The 12,997-nt window shown below is 53.4% G+C and carries 14 protein-coding genes; 10 read left to right on the forward strand and 4 right to left on the reverse strand.

Going from position 1 to position 12,997, the window contains the following annotated elements; translation table 11 throughout:
• Positions 1-17: 17 nt before the first annotated feature.
• A complete protein-coding gene (gene yihU / locus DFO52_RS20800; RefSeq protein WP_029740324.1) occupies positions 18-908 on the reverse strand; it encodes a sulfolactaldehyde 3-reductase in 891 nt (296 codons plus the stop codon).
• Between the two features lie 155 nt (positions 909-1,063).
• Here yihU and DFO52_RS20805 point away from each other — a divergent pair, with 155 nt between their 5' ends.
• A complete protein-coding gene (locus tag DFO52_RS20805; RefSeq protein WP_133551121.1) occupies positions 1,064-1,960 on the forward strand; it encodes a sugar kinase in 897 nt (298 codons plus the stop codon).
• Positions 1,961-1,994: 34 nt separating this feature from the next.
• On the forward strand, positions 1,995-2,789 hold the full coding sequence (locus tag DFO52_RS20810; RefSeq protein WP_047646942.1) for a DeoR/GlpR family DNA-binding transcription regulator: 795 nt from the start codon (positions 1,995-1,997) through the stop codon (positions 2,787-2,789).
• Positions 2,790-2,828: 39 nt separating this feature from the next.
• On the opposite strand, the gene DFO52_RS20815 is transcribed toward DFO52_RS20810, so the two are convergent.
• A complete protein-coding gene (locus tag DFO52_RS20815; RefSeq protein ID WP_133551122.1) occupies positions 2,829-5,798 on the reverse strand; it encodes an autotransporter outer membrane beta-barrel domain-containing protein in 2,970 nt (989 codons plus the stop codon).
• Between the two features lie 71 nt (positions 5,799-5,869).
• Positions 5,870-6,487: a hypothetical protein gene (locus DFO52_RS20820; protein ID WP_029740328.1), complete on the reverse strand. Its 618-nt coding sequence runs from the start codon at positions 6,485-6,487 to the stop codon at positions 5,870-5,872.
• A gap of 547 nt (positions 6,488-7,034) precedes the next feature.
• Between DFO52_RS20820 and DFO52_RS20825 the strand changes: the two genes are divergently transcribed.
• From DFO52_RS20825 to fabY, 6 genes are all read left to right on the forward strand, one after another.
• On the forward strand, positions 7,035-7,778 hold the full coding sequence (locus DFO52_RS20825; RefSeq protein WP_029740329.1) for a winged helix-turn-helix domain-containing protein: 744 nt from the start codon (positions 7,035-7,037) through the stop codon (positions 7,776-7,778).
• On the forward strand, positions 7,775-8,245 hold the full coding sequence (locus DFO52_RS20830; RefSeq protein ID WP_121932833.1) for a hypothetical protein: 471 nt from the start codon (positions 7,775-7,777) through the stop codon (positions 8,243-8,245). Before DFO52_RS20825 ends, DFO52_RS20830 begins: the two co-directional genes overlap by 4 nt.
• 88 nt (positions 8,246-8,333) lie before the next feature.
• Complete coding sequence (yihX, locus tag DFO52_RS20835; protein ID WP_029740331.1) at positions 8,334-8,933, forward strand: glucose-1-phosphatase; 600 nt, start codon at positions 8,334-8,336, stop codon at positions 8,931-8,933.
• Positions 8,927-9,808 (forward strand): virulence factor BrkB family protein, encoded by an 882-nt coding sequence (locus DFO52_RS20840; protein ID WP_133551123.1) that lies wholly within the window; start codon positions 8,927-8,929, stop codon positions 9,806-9,808. The genes yihX and DFO52_RS20840 overlap by 7 nt, the downstream gene beginning before the upstream one ends.
• On the forward strand, positions 9,805-10,242 hold the full coding sequence (dtd, locus tag DFO52_RS20845; protein WP_008501836.1) for a D-aminoacyl-tRNA deacylase: 438 nt from the start codon (positions 9,805-9,807) through the stop codon (positions 10,240-10,242). Before DFO52_RS20840 ends, dtd begins: the two co-directional genes overlap by 4 nt.
• A 44-nt stretch (positions 10,243-10,286) precedes the next feature.
• Positions 10,287-11,228 (forward strand): fatty acid biosynthesis protein FabY, encoded by a 942-nt coding sequence (gene fabY / locus DFO52_RS20850; protein ID WP_023309755.1) that lies wholly within the window; start codon positions 10,287-10,289, stop codon positions 11,226-11,228.
• 8 nt (positions 11,229-11,236) lie between these two features.
• Here fabY and DFO52_RS20855 read toward each other — a convergent pair whose 3' ends face one another.
• Entirely contained in the window at positions 11,237-12,157 is a 921-nt protein-coding gene (locus DFO52_RS20855; protein ID WP_133551124.1) for an alpha/beta hydrolase, read from the reverse strand.
• Between the two features lie 199 nt (positions 12,158-12,356).
• On the opposite strand from DFO52_RS20855, the gene DFO52_RS20860 reads away from it, so the two are divergent.
• Positions 12,357-12,599 carry a CopG family transcriptional regulator gene (locus DFO52_RS20860; protein WP_029741590.1) on the forward strand — a complete coding sequence of 81 codons (243 nt, stop codon included), beginning with the start codon at positions 12,357-12,359 and terminating at the stop codon, positions 12,597-12,599.
• A gap of 2 nt (positions 12,600-12,601) precedes the next feature.
• A complete protein-coding gene (locus tag DFO52_RS20865; RefSeq protein ID WP_133551125.1) occupies positions 12,602-12,973 on the forward strand; it encodes a type II toxin-antitoxin system VapC family toxin in 372 nt (123 codons plus the stop codon).
• The last annotated feature ends 24 nt before the right edge of the window (positions 12,974-12,997 follow it).

Raw genomic sequence — 12,997 nt, forward strand, 5'->3', positions numbered from 1 at the left:
TCCTCAGTCCTTTCGTATCAGTGTGTTTTTTTCAGCCCGGCAGATGCGCGAACCTGTTCAAGAATGGCCGTCCAGTCTTCGCGCCCGCGCCCGGCGGCGCGGGCCTGGTTGTAAACTTCGCGGGAAGCCGCGCCCAGCGGCATTGGAACGTGGAGCTGGTTGGCCACGTCCAGGGCGATCCCCAGATCTTTATGCGCAAGGTCGATCATGAAGGCGGGCGAAAGATCGCCTTTCAGCACCTTGTTCGGCCAGGATGTCGTGAAGTGACCTTTACCCGCAGGCGTGCCGCTCATCACCTTGAGCGCCACGTCAAAGGAGAGGCCGAGCGCTTCGCACAGTACGGCTGCCTCGGCGGAAAGGGCGTTCAGGGCGATGCTCATGTAGTTATTGATAAGCTTCACGCGAATGCCCATGCCCGGCCCGCCAGCGTTAATCAGCTCATTGCCCATCGCCATTAATACGGGGGTGGCTCGCTCAACCTGCTGCGCCGTGCCGCCAGCCAGCAGGAGCAGCGTGCCGGCGATGGCATGGTCAGAGGTGCGTCCGACGGGTGCGTCCATCAGGCTGAAGCCGCGATCAGACATGTCGCGGATCAGCGCGTCGGTTTGCAGCGGATGAATGGTGGACATATCAATCACCAGCGCGTCGCGGGATAACCCCTCGCATACGCCGTGCTCGCCGAACAGAACGCTGCGCACCAGGTCGCCGTTTGGCAGCATGGTAATCACGAATTCGGCATCCGTTGCGGCCTGCGCTGGCGTTGCCGCCGCCCGCGCGCCGTTCTCTACCAGCGCCTGAACCGCCTGCGGGTTCACGTCAAAAACGTTAAGCTGATGGCCTTGCTTAAGCAGATTCTTCGCCATTGGCGCGCCCATCTGCCCTAAACCGATAAATGCGATTGCTGACATGCCTCTCTCCTGTCACATCGTGTCAATTTTTGCGCGTTTGTGTTGTCTGTTTTTGATCGTATTTGTAATTTATAGTCAAAAAATTGACACGGGTCACTTTTTAAACATTTGATGAAATTAAAATGAAAGCATCAGAAATCGCAGAAGGAATCACCATGACTCGCATCGTTTGTGTCGGCATTACCGTGCTGGATCGCATCTGGTATCTCGATGATTTACCGAAAGAAGGTGGGAAGTATGTCGCAAAAGACTATACGGAAGTGGGCGGCGGTCCGGCGGCAACTGCGGCGGTGGCGGCGGCAAAACTGGGCGCGGAAGTGGATTTTATTGGCAGAGTGGGGGACGACGATACCGGAAGACGGCTGCTCGCGGAGCTGGAATCCCTGGGGGTAAATACCCGCTTTACGCGCGTGTTTAAGGGGGCCCGCTCGTCACAGTCGGCGGTGCTGGTGGACGGCAGCGGGGAGCGCGTTATCGCGAACTATCCCAGCCCCGACCTCCCTGCTGAGGCAGGATGGCTGCGTGAAATCGACTTCTCGCAATGGGATATCGTATTAGCTGACGTGCGCTGGCACGACGGGGCAAAGCAGGCGTTTACCCTCGCCCGTCAGCAGGGTGTGCCTACACTGCTTGATGCGGATGTCACCCCGCAGGACATCGCGGAGCTGGTTGCCTTAAGCGATCACGCGGCCTTCTCCGCGCCGGGGCTGCGGCGCTTAACGCAGCGGGATGAAACTGAAGACGCGCTGAGAAAAGCACAAACGCTCACAAATGGACATGTGTATGTCACGCGGGGGCGAGACGGCTGCTTCTGGCTGGAAAATGACACGCTGTGTCATCAACCCGGCTTTGAGGTAAACGTTATTGATACCACCGGCGCGGGCGACGTTTTCCACGGCGCGCTGGCGTTCAGCCTGGGAGAGCAAACATCCTCAGCCGACGCCGTGCGTTTTGCCAGCGCCGTCGCAGCCCTGAAATGCACAAAGCCCGGCGGGCGCGCGGGTATACCTGACTGTGATCAAACCCGCTCTTTTTTGTCACTTTTTGTATAAAATGCGGGGCGTGATGGTTTTCAGAGGACAGCCCATGAGCCTTACCGAACTGACCGGCAACCCGCGTCACGATCAGCTGCTGACGCTGATTGCCGATCGTGGCTATATGAACATTGATGAACTGGCACAGCTGCTGGATGTCTCCACGCAAACGGTGCGCCGGGATATCCGCAAGCTCAGCGAGCAGGGACTGATCACGCGTCATCACGGCGGCGCGGGCAGGGCATCCAGCGTGGTGAACACGGCGTTCGAGCAGCGTGAAGTCTCGCTTACCGAAGAGAAGCGGGCGATTGCCGAGGCGATTGCGGACTATATCCCGGACGGCTCGACTATTTTCATCACCATCGGGACGACCGTGGAGCACGTTGCCCGGGCGCTGCTCAACCATAATCATCTGCGCATCATCACCAACAGCCTGCGGGTGGCGCATATTCTGTATAAGAACCCGCGCTTTGAAGTGATGGTGCCGGGCGGCACGCTGCGCCCACACAACGGCGGCATTATCGGCCCGGCGGCCACGGCGTTTGTGTCTGGTTTTCGGGCGGACTATCTCGTGACCAGCGTCGGGGCGATTGAGCACGACGGCGCGATGATGGAGTTTGACGTCAACGAAGCCAGCGTGGTGAAAACCATGATGGCCCACTCTCGGCACATTCTGCTTGCGGCCGATCATACGAAATTTATCGCGTCCGCTGCGGTGGAAATTGGCAACGTGGCGCAGACCACGGCTCTCTTCACCGACGAGATGCCGGGCTCGGCGCTGCAAAATCATCTTAAATCCAGTAAGGTCGAAATGGTGCTGGCCTGTACCAGCGATGATATCGCCTGAAGCAAAAAAGCCGCTGATTTCTCAGCGGCTTTTTTGTTGTTATTTGAAGCTGTATTTCACCCCCAGCATCCCCTGGGTATCGCTGTAGCCTTTGTCGCCTAACTGCTGAGCCACGTTGCCCCATACGCTAAGCTGCGGCGTAATCTGTCCCTCTACACCTGTTTTAAGTTCACCGATATTGCGAGTACCGCGCATTTCATTGCTGACGTCATCCATGCGGATGCGCGTGGTCTGGGTATTGTGGATCCAGTTCGCCTCGATAAACGGCTGGAAGGTACGGGATTTACCGTCGTCAATCGCGTTATGTCCGCTGATATAGGCCTTCACGCCGAGACGTGTCATCAGGTTTCCCTGAGTCTCGTCTTTCACCCGCGTGCCGTTGCGCTCGCGATGGTCGTCAGCCTGCACGTCCATCCAAACGGCCTGCGCTTTCGGCTGGAGCCAGTAGCTGTTGCGGCCGCTTTCGCCCACCTTAACGCTATAGCCAGCTTCTACAGAGGCGGTTATGCCGCTGGAGCGATAACGCTCAGTCGCCTGATCCTGTCCCATCACCTTATTGTCGAACCAGTTATATAGCATCCAGCTATCAACGTAGGTACCACTTTTATCCGCGTCGTTTGCGTACCAGGTACCGTACAGACCGATGCTATAGCCATTCACTTCGCCACGCGAGTGGTATCCGGTCAGGCTGGAAGCACTCCGGCTCTGGCTGTTGCCGTAGCCCGCCATCAGGCCAAGATGCCAGCGTTCCAGGCCGTCGGTGCTCCACTGGGCGACATCACCACCCAGCTGCAGCACGTAGCGATTGGCAGTCGTTTTTAACTGGCCGCTGCCGTCTCTGAAACGCGTATGGCCGCCGACGTTACGCATCCACAGGCTCGTTACTTTTTGCTCGCCGGTGAGCAGGTCGGTGTACTGCGTTTCACCCAGACGGTCGTGCAGGCGGGTCATAAACAGCGTATTTGCCGCATAGCTGTTCGCCTGATAGCTACCAAATTCAGGGCGATACTGATGCTCACTTTTCGGTGGTGCAGCAGGGGGCGCCGGTTCCTGCGGCGGAATCACCGGGTCGACGGGTGGCTCCACAGGGGCAACCGGTGGGTCTACCGGGTCAACAGGTGGGTCCACAGGGTCAACAGGTGGGTCTACAGGATCAACGGGCGGGTCTACAGGATCAACGGGCGGGTCTACAGGATCAACGGGCGGGTCTACCGGGTCGACCGGCGGGTCCACAGGATCAACGGGTGGGTCAACGGGCTCAGCCAGGCTGGTCAGAAACCAGTTTTTCCCTTTTTGCACAACGTTATAGTCATAACCCCCCGCCACGATACGGCTGGCCTTCTCGAACGTCCCGTCCGAGTTACCGCCAACGCTGACAATTTCAATCCCTTCTACGGTTTGTGCGCCAGTACCGCCAATGTTGTTCACTTCCACCCCGGTTTGGCCGGAGGTGTTCCCTTCAACGATCAGTTTGTCCGTTTCCGAGGCGTCGTCAAACAGCACGGTATTGAAAACCAGCTTGCCGCCGTTGCCGATAAAATCGTCACTGATGGTCAGGGTTTGCCACGCCGCATCCTCAGCATGCTGGAAATTAATCGTACCGCCCGCGTTCAGCGTCAGGCTGGTCAGCGTGGAGCTGTCGCGCATATTCCACACGGCATCATTCATCGTAAGCGCGATAGTCCCGGTACCGTTGGCGTTGCTCTCAATATAAGACGCCCCGTTCCAGAGTGAGTTGTCATCCATATTCAGCATAATGGTACTGTTTTGAGCCGGAAGCGTGCTGGTGGCCGCGACGCCGCCTGCGGAGAGGATATCGCCGTTGAGGACAAATTTTCCGCCCGCCGAGGCATCAATCACGCCACCGTTGCCGGCGTTCAGAGCGTAGCTTCCGCTGTCGCGCTGGCCTGCGGTGGTAACGGTTGCGCCACCCTCAAGCGTTATCACGCCGCGTGACCAGGCATACATCCCGTGCGGCGCCTGCGCGGAGCTGCTGGTTTTCTCGCTGCTGTTGACCGCAATGGTGACGTTATCTCCAAGATTCACCGCGCCTGTGTACGCATAGACGCCATGCGCGCTGGCACCGTTGGTGGTGATGGTCGCGCCTTCATCAAGGGTGATGGTTGACGAGCCGGTAGAGTACACCCCGGAGGCGCTGGCCGCGTCGGTGGTAATCGCCGCGTTTTTTCCCAGCTCAATTTTAGATGCGGAACCTGCATACAGGCCGTAGGCCGATGTGCCGTACGTTTCGATGGCGGCCTCATTCCCCAGACGGACGTATGAGCCGCTCTGGTTGGTACGAATCCCCTCGGCGTAGGTACCACGCGTTACAATATGCGCACGATCGCCGACGATAACGTTATTTTTGGTTTTTGACGCATCATTCAGTGCATAGGCGCTAATGCCTCGACCGGTACTGCCGGTGGTTTCGATATAGAGATCGTCACCCACATAAATATTGGCGGAGCCGAGAGATCCCTGGCTGAAGGAGCTGTATCCGGCGTTAATGCCGTCACCGCTTTGGCCATTGGCGTAAATATGGGTGCGGTCGCCGGTAATGATAAACACCGGGTTGTCCGGCGTGTTCATACCATGGGTACGAATGCCGTCGACGTCTTTACCATTATTGGTGGCCACTTTTGACTGGGTGCGAATAGTCAGATCGTCACCAAATATCACCCCCGGGCTGCCGGACGTGGAGTTCTGAATAACGGTGACTGAATGCTCAAAGGCTTCCGCCCCCGGTCCTTCGAGGGTGATCCCATCTCCGTAGATCGGGATATTACCCGCGCTGTACTGGTAGACATAGTTAGGATCGCCGGTATTTTTGCTAAAGTTCGCATTTGCCGTTGCAGGAATCAGCGCCTGTATTTCTGCAGGCAAATCCGTCACTGCTCCCGAGGCAGGTAAATTAGCAAAGTCTATTACCGCCGCATGTGCGGTAAATAGCGCTGACGATAACGCCAGAGAAATCGCAGCGGCGATTGGTGAGTGTTTTAAATATGGCATAACTGCCCCCTTTCTTTCAGGCGTAGAACATCCTCCACAGCATTAAATGTGGGCATGTTAAGTGGTTGAAATTACAAAATAGAAACGAGAATTTTATGAATGCTGATACCTAATTTCCTTTCAAGTCGTATTTTATGAACATAAATTTTTTTTACATCAATGCTGTCTGTTTTTATAATCTCCTGGAGGCACGCTCCTGATAAAAACCTGTTAAGTAAAGTGAATTCGACGGTATTCAACTTACTTCCTCGTCTGCTATTCACCCGTCTGCCGGAGAAAAGATGGCTAATTTTTTCCTGTAATATAACGCCCTTATCATCTGAATAAATAACTCCCTTTATTTCACTGCGCTGATTGAATAAGTAATTAGCTAGCGCCTCCAGCCTGCGGTCCGTGATAATCACGATATTCATGTTGGTTATCGCCAGACGTTCAATCCATTGCGGATCGGCAAGTGCGCGCAGGTTATACATCGAAAAGTCTACAAAAATAAACCCACGTGACAGGTGATTCTTGTTCCCACGCAATATCTTATTTTCAATTGCAGTCTGCAAAAAATGATTACCAACCGGCCAAACCGCGAACGAGGCGTTGCCACAGTATTGTGATCGTACTGCGTTATCTGGATATAACTGACAGGACAATTCACAGCTTATACAGCGGACAACCTTTTGCGACGATGTTATCATCCAGTCCACTCCTGTCTTATTTTCATTATCAATATTTCACTGCCGTTCAAATGTGTCAATCTTGAAACATATCTCGTAATCCTGTCTTATTTATAAAAAATAATGGCAGGGAATATAAATTCCTGGTGGTCTCTATTCCGTCAGGCCGTCGTCATAGCGAAAGAACATCAGCTGGCAGAAGTAAACCAGGAATATTCATCAATCCTTTAAGATTATTCGACAAAAAAAAGGCGAAAAGCAGATTTACGAAATAGCACTAATAGCTAAAAATTTGTTTCTTAAATCTGCCGTAACGGCAGTCTTTCCTCTGGTTGCGGCTCAATATAATTATTTGGCCTGGTGAAGTGTAATGAAATCTCATTATGTCGTTTTAGATGAGGGAAACCTAAGAAAAGCAGCCTGTAACAGTTTGAAAAATAATACGTTGTTTTTAATCTTAGGTGGGGTGGTATCGCGTACTAATCCATCTGACCTATAATGTTGTTAAATATACGTATATGTTTTTAGCGTATAAAGTTAAGCATTATTATCGCAGAGGAAAGGAAAATTGTATCTCATTAACAAGTTGGTCGAGTATGATCCAGAAAACAAAACGCTGGTGAATCATATTACCGGGCGCTCGATACAATTGCAGCTTCCTGCCAATCTCTGTTTTCTTTATCTCGTCACCCATCCTGGGGAAATTATTTCGCAAAACCAGCTTATGGTGGTGGGATGGGGAGAGCGTAATGACGTCACCACACCGAATACCTTTTACCAGGCCATTTTGACATTACGCAATGCTCTGGCTGAGGTAGGGTTACCGCGCGATACGGTAAAAACGATTTCTCGCCGCGGGCTGATGCTTTCCGAAGCCACTCAGGTTGAAGTATTTACCCCAACCGCCGAGCCCGTGATGATTAATAAAGATGCGGTATTAGCTGATGGCACGGCGATGCAGATGCCGGTCTGGTTGATAATAACCACCACTACGCTTTTGCTGATCGCGCTTATCAATGGGGTAATATTATATAAGCATCACCAGAACATGCCGTTTAGCCACTTCATTCCACTTTCAACGGGCAGCACGACCAACGCCTGCCAGCTTTTTTATGCACCTAATGAACATATTCAGGATCATTACTTGCGCCTGTTAAAAAACAATCCCGGTCTGTGCGCCGAAAAACGATACGTCTTCCTCATCGGCTATAGTAAAACGGAGCGAATCGCGGCGTTTGTCTGTAATAACGATGCGCGACGTGACGCGGCAGCATTATGTACCACGCATTATTTTTGGGCACATGAGCAATGAAGACACTCCGGAACCGTATTATTTTGCTGACGGCATTTCTGATGGCCGCTCTCACCAGCGGCTGGTTAGCCTATTCGCATTTCTCGAGTTCGCCGATACGCTGTACAGGTGATGTGGAGTGGACGATTGGTAAAAACCGATTTGTGGGTACGGTTTCCTGGCGGATGCAGCATCGGGAGGGGTCTACCGTCATTAACGGTAAATTATTTGGTCAGACGGTTTCTGAAGTTAACCGGACCATCTATTTTCACTACAGCTATCATCAGAACGCGCGCGTATTAAATAACGATCGGATTGTTAAAACCTTCGCCGATGATGCGGATGAGGTTGATATCAACGCCACGCTGCCGGGTTTTTATCGTACGCCGGGAAGAGAGCTGAGCCTGATGATCGATGAGTATCGCGGGGCCTGGCTTTTCGCCGCGTCAAACGTCCCTTCACTTTACTGTCGTAAAAACGCGCCGTAGAAATCGATCGCACACCTTAGACGGCACGCATAGTCAAATCTCTCTATTCCCGCTACAGTTACTTCTCCACGGCGAGCAGGAGATAACCATGCTTTATATCTTTGATTTAGGAAACGTAATCGTCGATATCGATTTTAATCGCGTGCTGGGTGCATGGAGCGACTTTAGCCGCGTTCCGCTGGCGACGCTGAAGCAGAATTTCGCGATGGGCGAGACCTTCCATCAGCATGAACGCGGCGAGATTAGCGATGAAGAGTTCGCTGAACGTTTCTGTCAGGAGATGGATCTACCCTTAAGCTACGAGCAGTTTTCACACGGCTGGCAGGCAGTATTTGTCGCCATCCGGCCTGAAGCGATCGACATCATGCATAAGCTTCGCGAGCAGGGCCATCGGGTCGTTGTGTTGTCCAATACCAACCGTCTGCACACCACGTTCTGGCCTGAGGAATACCCTGAAGTTAAGGCGGCGGCCGACAAGATCTATCTTTCGCAAGAGATGGGGATGCGTAAGCCTGAAGCGCGAATTTATCAGGCTGTTCTGCAGTCAGAGGGATTCACCGCGGCCGATGCGGTCTTTTTCGACGACAACGCCGATAATATAGAGGGAGCTAACCAGTTGGGTATAACGTCAATTCTGGTGACCGGAAAAGAGACGATACCAAACTACTTCGCGAAGCAGCTATGCTAAAAACCGTTCATCAAAAAGCCACGCATCATACTCGCCCGCTGAGGGCCTGGCTGAAACTGCTCTGGCACCGTATTGATGAGGACAACATGACCACGCTGGCGGGTAACCTCGCCTACGTGTCGTTGCTCTCATTAGTGCCGCTGGTGGCGGTCATCTTTGCCCTGTTTTCCGCCTTTCCGATGTTTGCGGACGTCAGCCTGCAGCTTCGCCATTTTGTCTTCGCGAATTTCATTCCTGCAACCGGGGATGTCATCCAGAGCTACATTGAGCAGTTTGTCGCCAATTCCAGCAAGATGACGGCAGTGGGGGCATGCGGTCTTATCGTTACCGCGCTGCTGTTGATGTACGCCATTGATAATGCGCTGAACACGATCTGGCGGAGCAAAAAAGCGCGGCCAAAAGTGTATTCCTTTGCCGTGTACTGGATGATCCTCACGCTGGGGCCGCTGCTGGCCGGGGCGAGCCTGGCGATCAGTTCGTATCTCCTTTCCTTGCGCTGGGCGAGTGATTTAAACGGCGTAATTGATAATGCGCTTCGCATCTTCCCGCTGATCCTGTCGTGGCTCTCGTTCTGGCTGCTCTATAGCGTCGTGCCGACCACGCGCGTGCCTAACCGCGATGCGGTTGTGGGGGCGCTGGTGGCGGCGTTGCTTTTTGAGCTCGGTAAAAAAGGGTTTGCCCTCTACATCACCATGTTTCCGTCCTATCAGCTGATTTACGGCGTGCTGGCGGTGATCCCCATTTTGTTTGTCTGGGTCTACTGGACCTGGTGTATCGTCTTGCTTGGTGCCGAAATAACTGTCACTCTCGGTGTGTACCGCGAACTTAAAAAAGCAGCAGAAGCTGAAAAACAATTAGAAGCAGACCAACCATGATTGCATTGATACAGCGCGTAACCCGTGCCAGCGTCACCGTGGAGGGAGAGGTGACGGGTGAAATTGGCCCAGGACTTTTGGTGTTGTTAGGTGTCGAAAAGGATGACGACGAACAAAAAGCCAACCGCTTGTGTGAGCGCGTGCTGGGCTACCGTATTTTCAGCGATGCGGAAGGCAAGATGAACCTGAACGTCCAGCAGGCGGGCGGCAGCGTGCTGGTGGTTTCCCAGTTTACGCTGGCAGCGGATACAGAGCGCGGCATGCGCCCGAGTTTCTCTAAAGGCGCCGCGCCGGATCGTGCAGAAGCACTTTACGAATACTTTGTTGAGCGTTGTCGCCAGCAGGAAATGAATACGCAAACCGGACGATTCGCTGCAGATATGCAGGTTTCGCTGGTGAACGATGGCCCCGTCACATTCTGGCTCCAGGTATGAGCCAACTGGCGGCGTGGCCGCGGGTAACAAGAGAGAGTACAGCTATGTATCACCTTCGAGTACCGCAAACGGAAGAAGAGTTAGACGCTTATTACCAGTTCCGCTGGGAAATGCTGCGCAAGCCACTGCATCAGCCAAAAGGCTCTGAACGCGACGCCTGGGATGCGATGGCTCACCATCAGATGGTGATGGACGAAGAGGGTAACCTCGTCGCCGTCGGGCGCTTGTATATCAACGCCGATAACGAAGCGTCGATTCGCTTTATGGCGGTTCATCCCTCCGTTCAGGACAAAGGTCTGGGAACGCTAATGGCGATGACCCTTGAGTCCGTCGCCCGTCAGGAAGGCGTTAAGCGCGTCACCTGTAGCGCCCGCGAAGATGCCGTAGAGTTTTTTGCCAAGCTCGGTTTTGTGAATCAAGGGGAAATCACGACCCCGCAAACCACGCCGATTCGTCATTTTTTGATGATCAAACCCATCGCCACGCTGGATGATATTCTTCATCGCGCCGACTGGTGTGGACAGCTGCAGCAGGCCTGGTATCAGCACATTCCGCTCAGCGAAAAAATGGGCGTGCGCATTCAGCAGTACACCGGACAAAAATTTATTACCACCATGCCGGAAACCGGTAATCAGAACCCGCACCACACCCTGTTTGCCGGAAGTCTGTTTTCCCTCGCGACGCTCACCGGGTGGGGTCTCATCTGGCTGATGCTTCGCGAGCGTCATCTGGGTGGCACGATCATTCTCGCCGATGCTCACATTCGCTATAGCGCACCGATAAGCGGCAAGCCGAGCGCCGTGGCCGATCTGGGGTCACTGGGTGGCGATCTCGACCGCCTGGCACGCGGCCGCAAAGCCCGCGTACAAATGCAGGTTGAACTGTTTGGCGATAAAACACCGGGCGCGGTGTTTGAAGGCACCTACATTGTTCTTCCAGCGAAGCCCTTCGGCGCGTATGAAGAGGGGGGGAACGAGGAGGAGTAATCTCCTGTTCATTCACCTCGGGCGTGCTTAATCCGCCCGGCGATATCCCGCATTAGGTCTCGCGCTGACTGGCTGACGCCGCCAAGCTGAAAGAAGCCATGGATGACGCCCAGCCAGCGCTGCGCAGTACACTTCACACCCTGCTCAGTCAGATGCTGATACAACATTTCTCCCTCATCGCACAGCGGATCGTACTCTGCGGTAATGATGTGCACTGGCGGAAGCCCGTAAAAATCATCGCGCCACAGCGGGCTGGCTTCCGGATGCTGGCGGCCAGTCTCTGCGAGATACATTTCATACCCGCTGAGCAGGGTATCGCGGGTGATAATATAATCCGTGCCATTAAGGGCATAGCTTTCAAAACTGGCCGTGGCGTCGAGCATGGGATAGATAAGAATAAGCTGTACAGGTTGCCAAAGCTTTTTAACCTTAAGCCGCAGCGCCGTTACCAGCGCCAGATGTCCTCCTGCGCTGTCTCCACAGAGGGTGAGCCGGTTCTTATCTACGCCTAATTTGTCTGCATACTGCCAGACCAGATCTGCACCTCTTTCAGCATCGTCATGTGCGGCGGGGAAGGTATGCTCCGGCGCTAACCTGTACTGGACCGCGATCACCCGGCAATTGCCGTAGCAGGCCAACTGACGGAGTTGGTTGTCATGGGTTTCAAAGCCGCCGCTGATAAAACATCCGCCGTGATAGTAGATGGCAGCAGGCAATATTTCAGGGGCATTAAGAGGTGCAAATACCCGAATGGTAAGGCCCTCAAGCACTAGCGTCTCCACCTGAACGCGCGTTTCTGTTTTCCCGGCAAGCCCCGTGCTGGCAATGTACCCTGCTCGTCGTACCTCAATGGTCTGTCGACGTGACGAAGGCCGGCCTGCAGCGATAAATCCCTGAACCAGCTGCGCAATACCCTGTTCCAGTGCCATGAAAATTCCCTTTAACTGTATGGATATACAGTTTTATAACCTGGTTTAATTCAAAAGAAAATAAGAAAATTGTCGAGGACTAAAAATCTGGAAAGCGCTTCGCAAATAGCAGGAAAACTATAGCTACGGGCTTTAACCCTTCTGAATGAAAGCGTATGTTGCCTTAAAAATAGACAATGGTGATATACTAAGGTGATATATGAGTCTTTCCGCGGATCTTGATATGGGCAGAATTCTGATCGATTTGTCTGATGACGTAATTCAACGACTGGATAATCTGAAGCAGCTGCGTAACCAACCTCGTGCCGAATTACTGCGTGAAGCAATTGAGCAATATCTCGACCAGCAGAGTTCATCGGTTATCCGCGATGCGCTTGGCCTGTGGGGAAACCAGCAGGAAGATGGGCTTGAGTATGAACGCAAGCTGCGTGAGGAGTGGTAATCATGGAGCACATGGCAGTGTTTGATACCAATATTCTCATCGATCTTTTTAATAATCGTGTTGAGGCGGCGGATGCCATTGATCGCACGGCGTCGCATAGAGCCATTAGCCCGATCACGTGGATGGAAGTCATGGTGGGTGCGCGCAAGCACGGACATGAAGCAAAAACGGCGGCTGTGATGGGGGCTTTTGAGATTATTGATCTTTCTCGGGATATCGCAGAAAGAAGCGTTTTACTTCGCGAGAAACATGGGATGAAACTGCCTGATGCCATTATTCTGGCTACTGCTCAGAGCAGAAGTTGCCCGTTAATCTCACGCAATACGAAAGACTTTTCGGGCATTACTGGAGTCGTTTCACCTTACCAGCTGTAGGCCGGGCAAGCTTACGCCGCCCGG

Origin of the sequence: Enterobacter sp. AG326 (assembly GCF_004362415.1) — a bacterium.
Taxonomy (GTDB): domain Bacteria; phylum Pseudomonadota; class Gammaproteobacteria; order Enterobacterales; family Enterobacteriaceae; genus Enterobacter; species Enterobacter asburiae.